13 protein-coding genes are annotated in these 17,772 nt (G+C 70.3%); 6 read left to right on the top strand and 7 right to left on the bottom strand.

From position 1 onward, the window contains the following. The first annotated feature begins 674 nt into the window (after positions 1–674). The 3 genes from AB0J58_RS11190 to AB0J58_RS11180 all read left to right on the top strand — a co-directional run bounded on the left by AB0J58_RS11190 (position 675) and on the right by AB0J58_RS11180 (position 3,314). Positions 675–1,571, top strand: coding sequence for a BTAD domain-containing putative transcriptional regulator (locus AB0J58_RS11190; RefSeq protein WP_364213396.1), 897 nt, complete (start codon positions 675–677; stop codon positions 1,569–1,571). A gap of 63 nt (positions 1,572–1,634) precedes the next feature. After that, positions 1,635–2,654 carry a hypothetical protein gene (locus AB0J58_RS11185; protein WP_364213393.1) on the top strand — a complete coding sequence of 340 codons (1,020 nt, stop codon included), beginning with the start codon at positions 1,635–1,637 and terminating at the stop codon, positions 2,652–2,654. A gap of 81 nt (positions 2,655–2,735) precedes the next feature. Then, a complete protein-coding gene (locus AB0J58_RS11180) occupies positions 2,736–3,314 on the top strand; it encodes a hypothetical protein (protein ID WP_364213391.1) in 579 nt (192 codons plus the stop codon). Here the strand turns inward: AB0J58_RS11180 and AB0J58_RS11175 are convergent. Beyond that, positions 3,257–4,339 carry a hypothetical protein gene (locus AB0J58_RS11175; RefSeq protein WP_364213388.1) on the bottom strand — a complete coding sequence of 361 codons (1,083 nt, stop codon included), beginning with the start codon at positions 4,337–4,339 and terminating at the stop codon, positions 3,257–3,259. The two genes, AB0J58_RS11180 and AB0J58_RS11175, sit on opposite strands and share 58 nt — an antisense overlap. Positions 4,340–4,765: 426 nt before the next feature. Between AB0J58_RS11175 and AB0J58_RS11170 the strand changes: the two genes are divergently transcribed. Further along, the gene (locus AB0J58_RS11170; RefSeq protein ID WP_364213385.1) at positions 4,766–7,471 is read left to right on the top strand and encodes a beta-L-arabinofuranosidase domain-containing protein; all 2,706 of its coding nucleotides are present in this window, start codon (positions 4,766–4,768) and stop codon (positions 7,469–7,471) included. A gap of 374 nt (positions 7,472–7,845) precedes the next feature. Then, positions 7,846–8,946: a lytic polysaccharide monooxygenase gene (locus AB0J58_RS11165; RefSeq protein ID WP_364213382.1), complete on the top strand. Its 1,101-nt coding sequence runs from the start codon at positions 7,846–7,848 to the stop codon at positions 8,944–8,946. Positions 8,947–9,012: 66 nt separating this feature from the next. Here AB0J58_RS11165 and AB0J58_RS11160 read toward each other — a convergent pair whose 3' ends face one another. Continuing rightward, positions 9,013–10,026 carry a hemolysin family protein gene (locus AB0J58_RS11160; RefSeq protein ID WP_364213379.1) on the bottom strand — a complete coding sequence of 338 codons (1,014 nt, stop codon included), beginning with the start codon at positions 10,024–10,026 and terminating at the stop codon, positions 9,013–9,015. Continuing rightward, positions 10,023–11,384: a hemolysin family protein gene (locus AB0J58_RS11155; RefSeq protein WP_364213376.1), complete on the bottom strand. Its 1,362-nt coding sequence runs from the start codon at positions 11,382–11,384 to the stop codon at positions 10,023–10,025. The genes AB0J58_RS11160 and AB0J58_RS11155 overlap by 4 nt, the downstream gene beginning before the upstream one ends. Before the next feature lie 293 nt (positions 11,385–11,677). Here AB0J58_RS11155 and AB0J58_RS11150 point away from each other — a divergent pair, with 293 nt between their 5' ends. Continuing rightward, complete coding sequence (locus AB0J58_RS11150; RefSeq protein WP_364213373.1) at positions 11,678–12,553, top strand: ion transporter; 876 nt, start codon at positions 11,678–11,680, stop codon at positions 12,551–12,553. Here the strand turns inward: AB0J58_RS11150 and AB0J58_RS11145 are convergent. The 4 genes from AB0J58_RS11145 to AB0J58_RS11130 all read right to left on the bottom strand — a co-directional run bounded on the left by AB0J58_RS11145 (position 12,513) and on the right by AB0J58_RS11130 (position 17,755). After that, positions 12,513–14,120, bottom strand: coding sequence for a carboxyl transferase domain-containing protein (locus AB0J58_RS11145; protein WP_364213370.1), 1,608 nt, complete (start codon positions 14,118–14,120; stop codon positions 12,513–12,515). The genes AB0J58_RS11150 and AB0J58_RS11145 overlap by 41 nt on opposite strands. Continuing rightward, entirely contained in the window at positions 14,117–15,316 is a 1,200-nt protein-coding gene (locus AB0J58_RS11140; protein WP_364213367.1) for a CoA transferase, read from the bottom strand. The genes AB0J58_RS11145 and AB0J58_RS11140 overlap by 4 nt, the downstream gene beginning before the upstream one ends. Continuing rightward, positions 15,313–16,203 carry a fumarylacetoacetate hydrolase family protein gene (locus AB0J58_RS11135; RefSeq protein ID WP_364213364.1) on the bottom strand — a complete coding sequence of 297 codons (891 nt, stop codon included), beginning with the start codon at positions 16,201–16,203 and terminating at the stop codon, positions 15,313–15,315. The genes AB0J58_RS11140 and AB0J58_RS11135 overlap by 4 nt, the downstream gene beginning before the upstream one ends. Before the next feature lie 85 nt (positions 16,204–16,288). Continuing rightward, positions 16,289–17,755: an NAD-dependent succinate-semialdehyde dehydrogenase gene (locus AB0J58_RS11130; RefSeq protein ID WP_364213361.1), complete on the bottom strand. Its 1,467-nt coding sequence runs from the start codon at positions 17,753–17,755 to the stop codon at positions 16,289–16,291. Positions 17,756–17,772 lie beyond the last annotated feature (17 nt).

Here is a 17,772-nt window from a genome sequence, read left to right as displayed (position 1 = left end):
TCCGCCTCCGGCATGCCGGCCCCGACGGGGGACAGGACGGTCTTCTCTATGGCCCACACCAGGTTGGCCATCTCGTCGCGGACGAAGACCACCTCGTCCAGGGGCGCGCTCTCCTGGATGTGGTCGGCCGTGTCGAGGATGGTGAGATCGTGGCCGGCGACGCCTCCCGCGCCACCGGCCACGCTCGTCCGGAACAGTTTCCAGTCCTCGGATATGGCCGGCGAGATCCAGGTGCGTTCTCCGAAGACGTCGGTGACGACGAGGCCGCGCACGCTCGCCACGGCGCCGATCGGCACGGTGAACGGGACGACGAACCAGTCGATCCGGCCGTGGAAGTACTCCTCGGCGACCAGGTCGACCGGGACGTCACGTGATCCGGCGCTGGCGTGGAAGCCGTACTCCATCCGTGGTTCGGCGAGTCGCCGGATTTCGCCCTCGGTGTCCCGCACCGGAACGAACAGCACGGCTCCCTTCCCGAACGCCGAGGGGTTCGCCGGGGGGTTTCCCTTCGGATCGACGATCGCGTACACCCGGCTGACTCGCCGGATGCCGAACGGTCCCAGCACGCTGTGATGGGTCTTCAAAGGGTCGCTCTGATCCACGAAGAACGGAAGCTGCACGCCGATGGGGGACGATCCGCTCCAGAGATAGACGCGGTGGCGACGGATGTCCGGATGGCCGAAGCCCTCATCGAGCGGGGAAAACGGGCGGCAGATCCCGCCGTGCGGGCGTCCACGCTCACGGCCGCCCTGGAACTGTGGCGCGGGCGTCCCCTGGAGGACCTGGCGGAGCTGTCCTGGTTCAAGGAGCAGGCGGCCAGGCTCGAACGGCTACGCCACAGCACGGAGCGGGTACTGGCGGAGGCCAGGCTGGCGCTCGGGAGGCACATGGAGCTGGTGCCGGAGCTGGATAGCCTGGTCGAGCCGTATCCATACGACAAGGATCTGCACGGACTGCTGATGGTCGCCCTGTACCGCAGCGGGCGGCAGACCGATGCGCTGGCGGTCTATCACCGGCTGCGCGACCGGCTGCTCGACGAACTGGGCATCGACCCGAGGCCCCCGCTCCGCGAACTCGAAACGGCGATCCTCCGGCAGGACCCCGGTCTCGACCCCGGCCCGGCGGTCGTGTCCGAGACCCGGAGAACCGAGAGCGTTTCCGCCGTGCCCGCCCTGGTGGAGCGAACGGCGGAGACGCACCTCATCGACCAGATCCTGAACGCCGCGATGACCGGTCAGCGCGGCGGCCTGCTGCTCGTGGAGGGACCGGCCGGAATCGGAAAGACGAGCCTGCTGGAACATGCCCGGGTGCAGGCGGAGAAGCTGGGTTTCACGGTCGCCGGCGCTCGCGGCACCGACCTCGAAGTCGACTACGCCTGTGGCTGCGTCCGGCAACTGTTCGAGCCGTTCGCCAGGGACCCCGCGGTGCCGGCGCCGGCCGTCCTGCGACCGGCGAGCGCCGATCCGGCCACCCCGCAGGGGGAATATGCGATCATCAACTCGCTCTTCTGGCTCGTCCACGACCTGGCGTCACGCAACCCACTCCTGATCGTGGTGGACGATCTGCACTAGGGCGACGCCTCGTCCGCGCAGTTCCTCGCCTACCTGGCCGCGCGGCTGGACGGGCTGCCGGCGGTGGTCGTGCTCGGACTGCGCCCGGGCTCCGAACGTGTCGATCACATCGCCTCGGTCATCGCCGGCCTGCCTCCGGCCATCACGGCCACGCTGACTCCGCTGACCCCCGGTGGCTGCGCCGAACTGCTGGCCGGCTTCATCGCCGCCCCACCGGACGAGGAACTCATCCGGCGATGTTACGACGCGACGCGCGGAAACCCGTTCCTGGTACGCGAGCTCGGCCGTCAGCTGACCGCACCGGAAGGCCACGCACTCGCCCTGCTCCAGGGCTCACCGAACATCGAACGCTTCGTCGCCGGACAGCTCCGTCACCTACCGGGACACGCCACGAGCGTGGCGCACGCCCTGGCCGTACTCGGCGACGGCGCCGACGCCCACGCGCTCGGCACGGTGGCGGGGCTCTCGTCACGAGAGGCGCTCGACGCCGTGTCCGCGCTGGTCGTCAATGATCTGGTCACGTCACATGGGGTGCCCGCGCGTTTCTCGTTCGGTCATTCGCTGATCCAGTCCGCGGTCTACACCGGAATCAGGGCGAGCAGACTGGTCGACCTTCACCTGCGTGCCGTCGGCGCCGCGATGGCCGGCCATGACCCGATCAGGGCGGCAACCCACCTGCTCCGGATTCCTCCAGGTATGGGCGATCACGATTTGACGGCGACACTCAACGAGGCCATCGACCTCAGCCTGGCCCGCGGCTCGGTCGACGGCGCGGTCGCGTTCCTGCGCAGGCAACTCGACGAAGCCCGCACCGACCAGCGACTGAACGTGCTGACCAGGCTCGGCATGACCGAGGCGCTGGTGAACATGCCGCAGGCCGTCGAACGCCTGTCCGAGGTGCTCACCCTGGAGCCCGACCCCGAGCGGCGCGCCGAGATCGCCTTCCTTCTCGCCTGCACCACCTGGACGATCGGCCGGCCCAGACAGGCGGCACTGGTGTGTCAGTCCGCCCTCGGCAGAGAGAGCCGGCTCTCCGTCAGCGCGCGCAGGGCGCTGCAGTCCTGCATCGGCATGGTGGCCTAAGGAACGCCGCACGGCACCGACCTCGTCGCGTCGCTCGACGAGTTCGGCGCGCAGGAACCCGACTCCTCCTCCGGCGGCCTGATGCTCGAGTGCAGCCTCGCGCTCCATGACGCGATGCGGAACCGGCGCGCGTCGGCCGAGCGGCGCGCCCTGCGGGCCACCACCGGCGATCGCCTGATCGGGCAGCCGCAGACGTTCCCCCTGCTGACGTGCGCGTGGTACGCGCTGAGCCCGTGCGACCACCCGCGGCTCCTGTCGTCCATCGAGACGGTGCTCGAGCACAGCCGCAATGCCGGCTCACTACGCGGGATCGCTCCCGCGTTCACCTACCGATCGATGGTCATGCTCGCCAGGGGCGATCTCGACGAGGCCGTCCACGACGGGCGACTGGCCGTGGAAGCGGGCAAGAACAGCGGCCTCGACCTCGGGCCGCTGTTCGTCGGAAACTCGCTCATCTCGGCCTTGCTGGCGCGCGGCGGCCTTGAAGAGGCCCAATGCGCGCGCTCACCTGAACGCGGCGCTGGAGCTCGCGAACCTCTGCGGAGCCCGGCCACTCCGGCAGGCCGTGTTCGACGCTCTTGGCGCGCTCCGGAGCGGGCCGGTCAGCGGGCCAGGTATGTGATCATCGCCGGATGGTCGACCTGGACGGCGCCGTTGTAGCAGGTGACGTACCGGATGCTCACGTACGTCGAGTACGTCTCCCAGGGGGCTAACAGGTTGCAGAACTCCGGGCCGTAGCCGAACGCGGTGACCTGGACGTTGTCCCGGTATCCGTTGAGGCCGCCGAAGATCACCTGCTTCCTGGCGACCGCGGACCTGCTGAGCTGCACGCCCCCGGACTGCGAGTTGTGGCTGACCGGGTACGGCGTCGGCAGGTAGACACCCGGGGTGTCGGGGGCGTTGTCGAAGGTGTAGGCGAAGCGGTACGGCTGGGGTGTCCAGGTGATGGCCCGCTCGCGGTGGTAGGTCAGGCTCCATCCGGTGTTCAGCGGGGTGCCGGTGGCGTCGTAGCAGCGCACGATGATGTTCTGCGCGGCCGTCGTCGCGGTCCATCCCCCCAGCTTGCAGCGCGCCGGTACGGCCGGGTCGACCGCGGTGACCTGGATGTTCCCGGCGTGGCCCGCCGAGCCGAGCCCCGGCAGGGTGACCCGCCACAGCCCCGGGTTCGTCAACGGCGCGACGGTGTTCACCGCGGCCGGCGCCGAGGAGTTGAACTGCGCGGCCACGGCGGAGCCGTTCCAGCGCACGTACCCGAACGCCTGGGGCGCGGGCAGGTACTGGGCGCTGTACCCGAAGGTGACGGAGAACCACGAGGCGATCGGGCCCACACCGAACCGGTGGCACTGCACCGCCACGATCTCGTCGGCGCCCGACTGCCACCAATCCTGGACCTGGCACCAGTCGGCGGACTGGGAGATCGCCGTGACGTGGGCGACTCCTCCGGCGGCCATGCCGATCTGCGGGAACCTCACGAGCACCTGGCCGGGGCCGCCCGCGACGGCCTCGACCTTGAGCCCGTCCGGCCATGAGCCCGCCTGGCGCACGGAATCCACGACGGCGCCGCTCCTGACGACGGCGAACCCCCAGCGAGGGGGGTCGGCCGCCGGGGCCGCCGGGGCCGCCGTGGCCGCCGCGGTGAGCCCGGTCGCGGCCAGGGCCGCGATGCAGAGCGTTCGTACGATCACTGCCCATAGCCGGCGCATGTCGTCCTTCATCACATCGGGGTGGTGGTCGTGAGCGGGAACGGCGTGTGCGTGTGCTCTCCGGCTCTTGATAACCCGCCGGCCGGGCCGCTGAGAAGGCCCAACTCGACTTCTGATCGAAACACCCCCTCTCGGTTCACCGAGAGGGGGCGGGCAGGGATCGGCGGGCCCCTCGACTGGGCGCCGTGCTCAGGTGAGGTCGCCGTGTCCATCGGCACGCTCCGACGTGCACCCCTTCCGTGAAAATTTCCGCGCCGACGCCGTCGTTCGGGCCATGGCGTCGCGCGGGCATTGACCGGTCCCGTTCGACCGCCTACCGTGACGCAGGCCCGGTGCTTGAGATCGCCGATTGTTAACGCTAACAAATGTTAACGCTAACAATCGATTCGCCAATGTCCAGGAGGCCAGGTGTCACCCTCATCGCTCAGCCGCCGTCAACTGCTCCAGGCCGCCGGCGTCGCCGTCGTCGCCTCCACCGCTGGCCAGGTCGCCGGTGTCCCGGCGGCCGAGGCCGCGGTCGCCCCGGCCCGAGCCGACATCGGTGTGTCGGCGTACCCGTTCGAACTCGGACAGGTGCGGCTGACGACCGGTCGCTGGCTGGACAACCAGAACCGCACACTGTCCTACCTGCGGTTCATCGACGTGGACCGGCTGCTGTACAACTTCCGCGCCAACCACCGCCTGTCCACTCAGGGGGCTGCGGCGTGCGGCGGCTGGGAGTCGCCGACGTGGGAGTTCCGCAGCCACAGCCAGGGCCACTTCCTCAGCGCCTGGGCCCAGGCGTACGCGGTGCTCGGCGACACCGTCTGCCGGGACAAGGCCGCCTACATGGTGGCCGAGCTCGCCAAATGCCAGGCGAACAACGCCGCGGCCGGTTTCAACGCCGGATACCTGTCCGGTTTCCCGGAGTCCGACCTCGACACCGTGGAGACCGGCGTCCGCAAGGGGGTGCCGTACTACTGCCTCCACAAGACGCTGGCCGGGCTGCTCGACGTGTGGCGGTACACGGACAACACGCAGGCGCGCGACGTGCTCCTGCGGTTCGCCGGATGGGTCGACTGGCGCACCGGCCGGTTGAGCCAGGCCCAGATGCAGACCACGATGACCATCGAGTTCGGCGGCATGAACGCCGTGCTGGCGGACCTCTACCAGCAGACCGGCGACGCGCGGTGGATGACCGTCGCGCAGCGGTTCGACCACGCCGCCGTCTTCGACCCGCTGGCTGCCGGCCAGGACCGGCTCAACGGCCTGCACGCCAACACCCAGATCCCCAAGTGGGTCGGCGCCGCCCGCGAGTACAAGGCGACGGGCACCACCCGCTACCGCGACATCGCGGTGAACGCCTGGAACATGTGCGTCGCCGCCCACACCTACGCGATCGGCGGCAACAGCCAGGGGGAGCACTTCCGGGCGCCCAACGCCATCGCCGCGTACCTGACCGACGACACCTGCGAGAGCTGCAACACCTACAACATGCTCAAGCTCACCCGGGAGCTGTTCCTGCTCTACCCGGACCGGGCCGCGCTGTTCGACTACTACGAGCAGGCACTGCTGAACCAGCTCATCGGCCAGCAGAACCCGTCCGACGCCCACGGCCACGTCTGCTACTTCACGCCGCTGAGGCCCGGCGGGCGGCGCACCTACAGCAACGACTACAACGCCTTCACCTGCTGTCAGGGCACGGGGCTGGAGACGCAGACCAAGCTGATGGACTCGATCTACTTCCACAACGGCACCACGCTGACCGTGAACCTGTTCGCGCCGTCGGTGCTGAACTGGACCCAGCGCGGCATCACGGTCACCCAGACGACGTCCTATCCGGCGAGCGACACCACCACCCTGCGGGTCACCGGCGGTGCCGGCGGCTCATGGCCGATGCGGATCCGCATACCGGGCTGGACCGCCGGTGCCACGATCAGCGTCAACGGCGTCCAGCAGAACCTGGACACCACCCCCGGCACATACGCCGTCCTCACCCGCTCCTGGACCTCCGGCGACACCGTCACGGTACGCCTGCCCATGCGAGTGATCATGAAGGCCGCCAACGACAACCCGAACGTCTCGGCGATCACCTACGGGCCGGTCGTGCTGTCCGGGAACTACGGCGGCACCGCGCTGCCCGCGCTCCCGGCCCTGAACACCACGTCGATCACCCGGACCAGCGGCAGCGCGCTCGCCTTCACCGCCACCGCCAATTCGGCGACGGTCAACCTGATCCCGTTCTACGACGCGCACGGGCACAACTACACCGTCTACTGGAACGCGGGCGGCCAGGGCGGCGGGACCACCGGTCATCGGCTGGTCAACGCGACCTCCGGCCTGGTGCTGGGCATCCAGGACATGTCCACCGCCGACGGCGGCCTGGCGCTTCAGTGGGGCGACACCGGAACGGCGGACCACGACTGGGAGCTGATCGTCGACGGTGCCGCCGTACGGTTCCGCAACGTCAACAGCGGAAGGGTGCTGGGCGTGGAGAACATGTCCGTCGCCGACAACGCCCGCGTCCTGCAGTGGGCCGACAACGGCACCGCCGACCACCGCTGGACGATCGTCGACGTCGGCGACGGATCCCACAAGATCCGCAATGTCAACAGCGGCAAGCTGCTCGCCATCCTCAACGCCTCCACCGCCGCCGGGGCCCAGGCCGTCCAGGACCCGGACAACGGAACCGCGGACAACCAGTGGCGGTTCGTGCCGAACGGCGCCCGGCGGATCCAGAACCTGGCCAGCGGGTTGGTGCTGGGCGTGCAGAACATGTCCACCGCCGACGGCGGCCTGGTGATCCAGTGGGGCGACAACGGCACCGCCGACCACCTCTGGACCGCCGTGGTCGACTCCGGCGGCTACCTGCGCCTGCGCAACTCCAACAGCGGCAAGGTGCTCGGCGTCGAGAACGCCGGCACCGCCGCCGGCGCCCGGGTGCTCCAGTGGGCCGACAACGGCACCGCCGACCACCGGTGGCGACTGCGGTACGGCGCCGCCGGGCACTTCCGCATCCAGTGCGCCAACGGCGGCCGGGTCCTCGGCCTCAGCGGCGGGTCCACCGCCCAGGGCGCCCAGGTCGTGCTCGCGGACGACACCGGAGCCGACGACCGCCTGTGGCGGTTCGTGTAGCCCACCTGCTCTCGGCCCCCGGAGGTAGCGGCCGCCGGGGGCCGAGGGCTTCCCGGAGGCTCCGCGGCCGCCCCCCGCCGAGCAGGTGAACCGGCCCGTCGAGCCCACTCTCGTCGGACGGACGATCGCGGCCCGGCTTCGCGCTCGTCGGCGCCTACGAGCGCCGGCGGAGTGGATGAACTTTTCATCCGGTTTTGCGGTGTATGGCCAGCTCCCGGCCCATCGCCCGCCGAGAGCCGTAGATCACTGTTGCCGCTGACAGGGGACTGGGTGACGGTGGGGACACCTCTGGCGTGAGGACTCGGCCCTCACTCGGCGCGCCAGGACTCGTCACCCCGGCATTCGAAAGGAAAACTGTGCAGATGAGGTCACGCGTGCTCCGACTCTTACGCGACCAGACCTACGTATCCGACGACGCGCCCCTCCGCCGGACCAGGTTCCGGCGGGTGTTCGTCGCGGTCGCGGCCGCACTCATGCTCACCACCGTGATGGTCGTCCCCGCCTCGGCGCACGGCTCGATCAGCGACCCGCCCTCGCGCAACTACGGCTGCTGGCTGCGCTGGGGGAGCGACTTCCAGAACCCGGCCATGGCCCAGCAGGACCCCATGTGCTGGCAGGCCTGGCAGAACAACACCAACGCGATGTGGAACTGGAACGGGCTGTACCGCGAGGGCGTCGCCGGTAACCACCAGGCCGCGATCCCCGACGGGCAGCTGTGCAGCGGTGGCCTGACCGAAAGCGGCCGCTACTCCTCCATGGACGTGCCGGGCGCGTGGAAGACCGTGGACCGCCCCGCCAGGTTCACCATGAACCTGATGGACCAGGCCTCGCACGGTGCGGACTACATACGCGTCTACGTCACCAAACAGGGCTACGATCCCAAGACCCAGCGGCTGAGGTGGAGCGACCTGGAACTGGTCAACCAGGTGGGTAAGCAACCCACCGGCCTCACCACGCCCATCGACGTGTACGCGCCCGGCCGTACCGGCCACCACGTCGTCTACACCATCTGGCAGGCCAGCCACTCCGACCAGTCCTACTACTTCTGCAGCGACGTCAACTTCACCGGCGGCACGAACCCCACCCCCACCCCCACGCCGACTCCCACGCCGACTCCGACCCCCACGCCGACCCCGACTCCGACCCCCACGCCCACGCCGACTCCCACCTCGCCCCCGGCCGGCGGCTGCTCGGCCACCTACCACACCGTCTCCCAGTGGTCCGGCGGCTTCCAGGCCGAGGTACGCGTGACCGCCGGCTCCAGCGCGATCACCGGCTGGACGGTGAACTGGACCTTCACCGGCGGTGCGCAGGTCAGCTCGGCGTGGAGCGCGACCGTGACCGCCAACGGGTCCGCGGTCAGCGCCCGCAACGCCGCCTACAACGGCTCACTGGGCGCCGGCGCCGCCACCACCTTCGGGTTCATCGGCTCCGGCACCAGCGGAACACCCACCCTCACCTGCACCGCGACCTGATCCCCGTCCGCTGAGCACACGCGCGTCGGCCCGCCGCCTTCCAGCGGCGGGCCGACGCAAGATGTCCTATGCCGGAATGAGCAGGGTGGTCAGCAGGTCGTCCAGGCTGACCAGTCCGGCCAGGGAACCGTTCGCGGTCCGGACGAGCGCCAGCTGGCTGTGAGCGGCGCGTAGTTCGGCGACCGCCTGGGAGATCGAGGTCTCCGCCGAGAGTTCGGGCAGCCGGTAGGCGATGTCTCGAGCGTGAATCCGGGTGCCGCGCCTGCGGGCCAGGTAGGCGTCCCGGACGTGGACCACCCCTGCTGGGCGATCACCGTCCCACACCACCAGGCGGGTGCGGCGCGTCCGGGCCGAGGCACCGACGATCTCTTGAGCCGAGGCGCCGATCGGCACTCCGGCGATGTCGCCCACCGGGACGGTGAGTGAGGCGATCGACGCGTTCGGGGCGTGCAAGGCCTGGGTGAGAACCGCGTGGTCGTCGGTCTCGATGAGCCCCAGGCGGCGCGACTCCTCCACCAGGTGCTGCAACTGCTCGGGGGTGCGAGGGTTGGCCGTCTCGTCGCTGGGCCGCACCCGGAACATGCGCAGCAGCAGGTTGCTGACGCCGTTGAGCGCGGTCAGGATCGGCCGGACGGCCACGGTGAAGCCGCGAAAGGGCAGCGCCAGGGCCGTCGCCGAACGCTCGGGGTGGGCGATGGCCCATGACTTGGGGGCCATCTCGCCGATCACCATGTGCAGGAACGTCACGATGGCCAGCGCGATCACGAAGGCGACCGCGTGCGCGGCGGCCTCGGGCAGGCCAAGGGCGCCGAAGAGCGGTGTCAGGCTGCCTGCGATCAGCGGTTCGGACACCACGCCCAGGCCGAGGGAGCACAGGGTGATGCCGAGCTGGGCGCCGGCGAGCATCAGCGACAGCTCCCGGATGCCCTTCACGGCCGCCGCGGCGGCGCGGCTACCGTGCGCGGCCTCCTTCTCCAGGCGGTGCCGTTTGGCCGCGACGAGGGCGAACTCGGAGGCGACGAAGAAGCCGTTGCCGATCAGAAGGAGTACGGTCAGCAGAATGCCGGTGGGCAGGTTCACTTCTCCTCCTCGCCTTCCTGGCCCGCCTCGGGGTTCCGGAAGGGGCGCAGGCGGACCCGGTCGGGTACGTGCCGGTCGAGGGTCAGCACCTCGATCTCCGCATGCATGGGCGCCTGCTCGGCCATGGAGGGGACCAGGTCGACGGTGACCACGTCACCGGCCGCGGCGAAGCGGGCCAGACGCTGCAGGATGAGCCCGCTGACGGTGTCGTAGTCGTCCTCGTCGGGCAGTTCCAGGCCGGTGGCCAGGGAGACCTCGTCGATGCGCAGACTCGCGTCGATCTCCCAGCCGTCACCGGTGGCGACCACGGTGGGGGTGTCGAGGTCGTTCTCATCGGTGATCTCCCCGACGAGTTCCTCGGCGACGTCCTCCCAGGTGACCAGCCCGGCCAGGCCGCCGTGCTCGTCGAGGACGCAGGCGACCTCCTCGTCGCGTGCGTGCATCTGGGCGACCAGGTCGGGCAGCGAGACGGAGAAGGGCACCATCAGGACTTCGCGGGCGACGTCGGCCACCGGCGTGTTCGCGGCCTTGTCGGCCGGGATCGCCACCAGTTCGCGCAGGCCCACGACGCCGATCACGTCGTCCAGGCGGTCGCCGAGCACCGGATAGTGGGTGTGTCCGTGACGGGAGATCAGCTCGTCCAGCTCAGGGATCAAGGCCGAGCCGGCGATGCCGACGACGTCGGCGTGCGGGACCATGACCTCCCCGGCGGTGTGCTCGGAGAAGGCCAGCGCCCGCTCCAACAGGTCGGCCTGGTCGCCGGGCAGGTGCCCGTAGGCCTCGGACTCGCCGATGATGTGCCCGAGCTCCTCCAGCGTCGCCCCGTGGTGCAGCTCCTCGACCGGCTCGATGCCGACCGCGCGCAGCAGCCTGTTGGCCGCGGAGTCGAACAGCCGGATGATCGGCCCGGCGATCGTCAGGTAGGCCAGGGTGGAGGAGGCCAGCGCGCGGGCCAGCGGTTCGGGCCTGGCCAGCGCGAGGTTTTTGGGGGCGAGCTCGCCCAGCACCATCTGGATCACGGTGGCGACGATGAAGCCGAGCACCAGGGCGATGCCGCCGGTCGCGCCCTCTGGTACGCCGAGTGCGGCCAGCCCGGGGGCGATCAGCTCGGCCAGCGCGGGTTTGGCGATGAAGCCGACGACCAGGGCGGTGACGGTGATGCCGAGCTGGGCGCCCGACAACATGAACGACAGCCGCTCCATGACCTTGATCGCGCGGGCGGCCTTCCTGTCGCCCTCGGAGGCCTGCTGGGACAGAGCCAGACGATCGGCGGTGACATAGGCGAACTCCTGGGCGACGAAGTAGCCGGTGGCCAGGGTCAGAAGCAGAACGGCCAGCAGGCCGAGGGCGATGCTCACCTAGGACGCCTGTCCCGTGATCGACGGTCTTTCACGTGGCCTCTGCTATGGCCGGAGTCCGACGACACGGACACCCCCACCTTGCCCTTCCATCCGGCCCTCGTGGCCGGCTCATGTCCTCCCGGCTCGTCGACGCGGGAGGATCTCCGTGTCCGCAGCGCTAGCCGATCTTCTGGGGCCGGCCCGCTCCGGGGTTCTTCACCGAGGTCAACGCGTCGCGGACGAGCAGGGTTCCTTTTATGGCGTATGTCATACATTCAGGGGTTTTCAGGGGTGGCCTGCGCGGGCTTACGATGATCGGCATTTGCCCCCTTCCCCCTCCGGGAGCTGACCTCTTGCCAGGGCGAGAACGCATTCGTTCCTTCCTTGAAACCCGGCTCTTCCAGCGGGTTGTCGTAGCCGTCATCGTGATCAACGCGATCACGATCGGCTGTGAGACCTCCTCCTATCTGACGGACCGGATCGGCGGGTTCCTGCACGCCGTCGACCGGATCGCCCTGGCGATCTTCACCGTCGAGCTCGCCGCCCGCCTCTACGCCTACCGGGGCACGTTCTTCAAGGACCCGTGGAACTGGTTCGACGCGGCCATCGTGACCATCGCGCTGATCCCGGCGTCCGGCCCGACCTCCGTGTTGCGGGCCCTGCGGATCATGCGGGCGCTGCGCCTGGTCTCGGTGGTCCCCAGCATGAGCAAGGTCGTCGGTGCGCTGTTCGCGGCCATGCCCGGGATGGCGGCGATCGTCGGGCTGCTCCTTTTGGTCATGTACGTCTCGGCGGTCCTCGCGACCCAGCTGTTCGGCGGAATCGCCCCCGAGTACTTCGACGAGCTGCCGACGTCGCTGTTCACCCTGTTCCAGGTCATGACCGGCGAGGCCTGGCCGGACATCGCCCAGACGGTCATGGCGGAGAAGCCCTGGGCCTGGGTCTTCTTCGTCGGCTACATCCTGATGTCCTCCTACGTGGTGCTCAACCTGTTCATCGCCGTCGTGGTCAACGCCATGGACGACCAGAACACCTCCGCCGAGGAACAGCGGACCGAGGACCACCTCGCCGCCATCCTGAACGAGCTCGCCCGCCTGCACGCCAGGATCGACGCGATACACGGTGCCCCCCGAGCGGCTCAGCCGGTCAAGGCGCCGCGCAAGAACACCGCCCGCCGCTCCCGGTGACCGGCCCGTAAGAGGTCGGCCCATCTGGGAACTCCCGGGGACGTGCCCTGGCGGGTGCGGGATCCGACCCGCCGGGGCAGGCCGCGCCGGCGCCGAAAGCCGTCGCCTGGCCGCTCCGGTACGCGGCGAGCTGCTGGAGCAGCTGCGCCCCGATCGCCGCGGACACTCTCCGGCAGAAGTCCTCGGGGTTCTCGTGCGCCGGGACGGGTTCGGGCACGACCGCCTGCACCACCCCGTCAGCCAGCAGCTCGTGGGAGCCGACACGCTGCCTGCGTGCCATGTCGGCCGCCAGTCGGGTGTGACCGTGAAGGATCACGCTCGCACCCTCCGGCGGCAGGGGCGAGAGCCACGCGTGCTCGGCGGCGATGCGCGCTCGGCAGGGGAGAAGGGCGAGGGCTCCACCACCGCACCCCTCTCCCAGGAGTACCGACACGGACGGCACGGTGAGCTGGACGAGGTCGGCCAGGCAACGTGCTATCTCTCCGGCGAGAGCCCGCTCCTCCGCCTCTGCCGAGAGCTCGGCCCCGGGGGTGTCGACGACGCAGACCAGCGGACGTCCCAGCTGCCGGGCGAGATGAATGCCACGGCGCGCGACGCGCAGATCATCATGGTCAAGCGGGCCGCCGCGAGCCTGAGCGCGTCGGTCCTGACCGATCACGACGCACGCGACCCCCTGAAAGGAGGCCAGGGCGCACAGCATGCCCTGGCCGAGCTCGCCCGCGCCCGTCCCCGACAGGGCGACGGCCTCGCCGGCCCCGACGCGTAACAGCTCACGGACTCCTGGGCGGTCCGGGTGACGACTGAGCCGAATGGAGTCCCACGGATCCCCCGGGAGTGTCACCACGGCGGTGTCGGGGACCCACGCCCGGGTCACGCTCGCAGGTCTGGCCGGTGGCCCGGCCAGCAAGGCGAGCGCCTTCGAGGCGACGCCGGCGAGCCGGTCGCAGGGCACGACCGCGTCGATGATCCCCTTGGCGACCAGGTTCTCGGCCACCTGGACACCGTCGGGGAACGGATGCCCGTTGAGTGCCTCGTAGACCGATGGGCCCAGGAAACCGATCAAGGCGCCCGGTTCCGCCACGGTGACGTGCCCGAGCGACCCCCACGACGCGAACACCCCGCCCGTGGTGGGGTGTCGCAGATACACCAGGTACGGCAGACCGGCCGCCTTGTGCTCGACGACGGCCCGGGAGATGTCCACCATCATGACGAAGGCCGGCGTGCCTTCCTGCATTCGGGTACCGCCGGAGGCGGGCGCGGCGATGAGGGGCAACCGCTCGGCCGTCGCGCGGCGCACGGCCGTTACGATGCGCCCGGCCGCGTCACGACCGATCGACCCGCCGAGGAAGCGGAACTCGCTCACGACGAGTGCCACGTCGTGACCCCCGATCCGGGCCCGGCCGGTGACAACGGCCTCGTCCGTACTGGAACGTTCCCGAGCCTGGAACAGCGCTTTCTCATACTCCGGATCCCGGTCGCCGGGGGCGATGGGCACATCCCACGAATGCCAGGAGCCCGGGTCGACGTTCGCCTCGATCAGTTCGAGGGCACCCGGCCGACGCGTCATCGGACCACGTCGCCGACCCAGCGCCGCACCGATTCCCCGTGCTGGTCGAGGACGGGCGGCGGCCGGTGCGCGGTCCGGGTGTGCTCCCGCCCGGACGGTTCGAAGAAGCGCAGCGGTGGCCCGGGCAACGTGAGCGGGCCCAGGGTCTCGTGCGTGACGTCGATGACCAGGCCCTGGCTCAGGGTCTGCTCCCAGGTGTAGACCTCGTCCAGGGTGCGTACCCTGCCGGCAGGTATGCCCAGCTCGCGTAGCCGTTCGAGCAGGTTGCCGGCGCTCCAGTCCGCGAAGGCCCGTTCGACCAGTTCGATGACCCGGTCACGGGACGCGACGCGTTGGGCGTTCGTGGCCATACCCGGCTCCTCGGGGTCGAGATCGAAACCCGCGCAGAACCTCTGCCAGAGCCCCTCGCTCCCTACGGCGATCTGTACCGCTCCGTCGGCGCACCGGAAGAGCCCGTAGGGCGAGATGGACGCGTGGTGATTGCCCGCCGCCCGCCCGACCTCGCCGGCGACCGTCCAGCGGGTCCCCTGGAAGGCGTGCACGCCGACGGCCGCGGCCAGCAGTGAGGTGCGTACGACCTGGCCTCGTCCGGTCGACTCACGCTGGCGCAGTGCCGCCAGGACACCGTAGGCGCCGTACATGCCGGCGAGCAGATCGCAGATCGGCGTCCCGAACCGTTGCGGGTCGTCCGGCGCCGATCCGGTCAGGGACATCAGGCCGCCCTCGCCCTGGGCGATCTGGTCGTAGCCCGGCCGTCCGCCTTCGGGACCGTCGTGGCCGAAGCCGGTGATCGACAGTTGCACGAGCCGCGGGTTGAGCTTTCCGAGCGCGTCGGCGCCCAGCCCGAGCCGTTCCATGACTCCGGTCCGGAAGTTCTCCACCAGCACGTCCGCCCGTCGCACCAGGGCGAGCAGAACCTCGCGGTCGTCGTCGTCCCTGAGGTCCAGGCAGACGGACTCCTTGTTCCGGTTGGCCGACAGGAAGTACGTCGACTCTCGTTCCCCCTCGTCTCCGACGAAGGGCGGTCCCCAGCCCCGGGTGTCGTCTCCGTGCCCCGGTGCCTCGATCTTGACCACCCGGGCACCGAGGTCGCCCAGCATCATCGTCGCGTGGGGGCCCGCCAAGGCGCGGGACAGGTCGACCACGAGCACGCCCTCAAGGGGGCCGGCCAGGCTGGAGCCAAGGGCGGCGCTCATGCGGACGCGCCCGATCCCAGCACCTCGTGGCGCTCCTGGTTGGCCACGACCGGGTTCCGCAGCACGCCGAGCCGCTCCACCTCGACCTCCACTTCGTCGCCGGGGCGCAGCAGCCACGGCGGTGTCCGGGAGTAGCCGACCCCCGACGGGGTTCCGGTGGCGAGCAGGTCGCCGGGGCGGAGAGTGAGGGTCCGGCTGATGAGCGAGAGCGTGTCACCGACCGTGTAGACCATCTCGTCGGTGCTGCCCTGCTGCACCACGGTGCCGTTCACGCGCGTCTCCACCTTGAGCCCGTCACGCAGGTCGCCCACTTCGGCGGCCGGTACCAGCGGTCCGAGCACGCCGGAACGGTCTCCGTTCTTGCCCAGCGTCCACTGGGAGGTGAGCTTCTGTGCCCGGCGCGAGGTCACGTCGTTGAACGTGGAGTAGCCGACCACGGCCGCCAGGGCCTCCTCGGGCGTGGCGTCCACGAGGGTCGCACCGACCCAGGCCACCACCTCACCCTCCCAGTCCACACCGTCCTCGTCGGGCGGCACCGGGATGCCCACGCCTCCGACGGTGAGCGAGCTCGGCCACCGTGCGAACAGGGTGGGGTAATGCGGCACACCCTCGCTCGCGTAGGAACCCTCCGCGACGTGCTTGAGATAGTTCAGCCCGATACAGATGACCTTCGCGCCCGGCAGCACCGGGGGGACGAACTCGACATCGTCCAGCGGCAACATGGCCACCACCTGCTCGGTGGCCGGCTTGCCGGCCAACCAGCGTCGGGGTTCGGCCCAGAACTCCTCCAGGGGCGCGAGGACGTAGACCCCGAGGCCGTCGTCCGTGAGGATCCCCACCAGGACCGATCCGCCGGTATGGCGCAGTCCCACGATGCGCATCGGCATTTGTCATCTCCTTGACGTGCCAGTTCATGCTTGCTTCCCGCTCCCGTCCGAGTTCGGCGGGCGCACCGCGTGCGCCCGCCCGTCGTCAGACCGGGATCGCCGCGTAGGTCGCGTCGAGGTACTCCGTGATGCCTTCGAGCCCGCCCTCGCGACCGAGCCCGGACTGCTTGATGCCGCCGAAGGGCGCGGCCGCGTTCGACACGACGCCGACATTGACCCCGACCATGCCGCTGGCGAGGTTCCCGACCATGCGCAGCGCGCGCTCCAGGTCGCGCGTGTAGACGTAGCTCACCAGTCCGTACGGGGTGCCGTTGGCCGTGTTCACCGCCGCCTCCTCCTCGCGGAAGGTGGTGATCGGGGCGAGCGGTCCGAAGATCTCCTCGTCGAGCAGTGCCGTTCCCGGCGCGACGTCGCTCAGGACGGTGGGTTCCACGAACCGGCCGTTCGCCGATCCGCCCCCCACCTCGATCGTCGCGCCTCGCTTGAGGGCGTCGGCCATCAGCCGTTCGAACTTCGCGACCGCCGCGTCGTCGATGAGCGGCCCGACCTCGGCGCCGTCCTGCCAGCCGGCGGCGACCCGCATCGCTCCCATGCGGGCCGCGAGCCTGCCGGTGAACTCGGGGGCGATCGACTCCGCGACGATGAAGCGGTTGGCCGCCGTACACGCCTGGCCGCCGTTGCGCATCTTGGCCAGCAGCGCGCCCTCGACCGCGGCGTCGAGGTCGGCGTCCTCGCAGACGATGAAAGGCGCGTTCCCCCCCAGCTCCATCGAGGTCCTCATGACGTGGGCCGAGCACTGGGCCAGGAGCAGCTTGCCCACCTCGGTCGATCCGGTGAAGGAGAGCTTGCGGGCGAGCCCGGACCCGATCACCGCGCCGACGACCGCGGCTGGACGGGAGGTGGTGACGACATTGACCGCGCCGGCCGGAGCACCGCACTCCTCGATGATCCGCGCCAGGAGCAGGCTGGTCAGGGGCGTCTGCTCGGCGGGCTTGAGCACGGACGGGCAGCCGGCTGCGAGCGCCGGGGCGATCTTGCGCGCCCCCATCGCCAGGGGGAAGTTCCACGGTGTGACGAGCAGGCAGGGCCCCACCGCCCTGTGCTGGACGAGGATGCGGGTCAGCCCGGTGGGGGACAGCCGGTAGTCCCCTCCTATGCGGAGGGCCTCGTCGGCGAACCAGCCGAAGAAGTCGGCGGCGTAGGTCACCTCCCCGCGGGACTCGGTGATCGGCTTGCCCATCTCCAGGGTGATGAGCAGGGCGAGCTCGTCCGCACGCTCGCGCAGCGCGGCCTCGACCCGGCGCAGCAACGTGGCGCGCCGGGCGGGGGACAGGGCGGCCAAGGAGGGCTGCGCGTCGGAGGCGGCCCGGATCGCGTCCAGCGCGTCCTGCGCGTCGGCGTCGGCGACCTCGATCAGCGTCTCGCCGGTCGCGGGGTTGTCCACCGGGAACGTGGCTCCACCCGCCGCTGGGCGCCAGCGCCCTCCGGCCAGCAGCGTCGACGGGACGGCCGGGAGCGACGGGGCGAGGGTGGACGTGGCGAACGCGGTCATCGGTTCCTTCTTTCTTG

It is taken from the genome of Streptosporangium sp. NPDC049644 (genome assembly GCF_040675205.1).
In the GTDB taxonomy this organism is placed as follows: domain Bacteria; phylum Actinomycetota; class Actinomycetes; order Streptosporangiales; family Streptosporangiaceae; genus Streptosporangium; species Streptosporangium fukuiense.
This window is presented reverse-complemented; position numbering and strand designations above follow the sequence as displayed.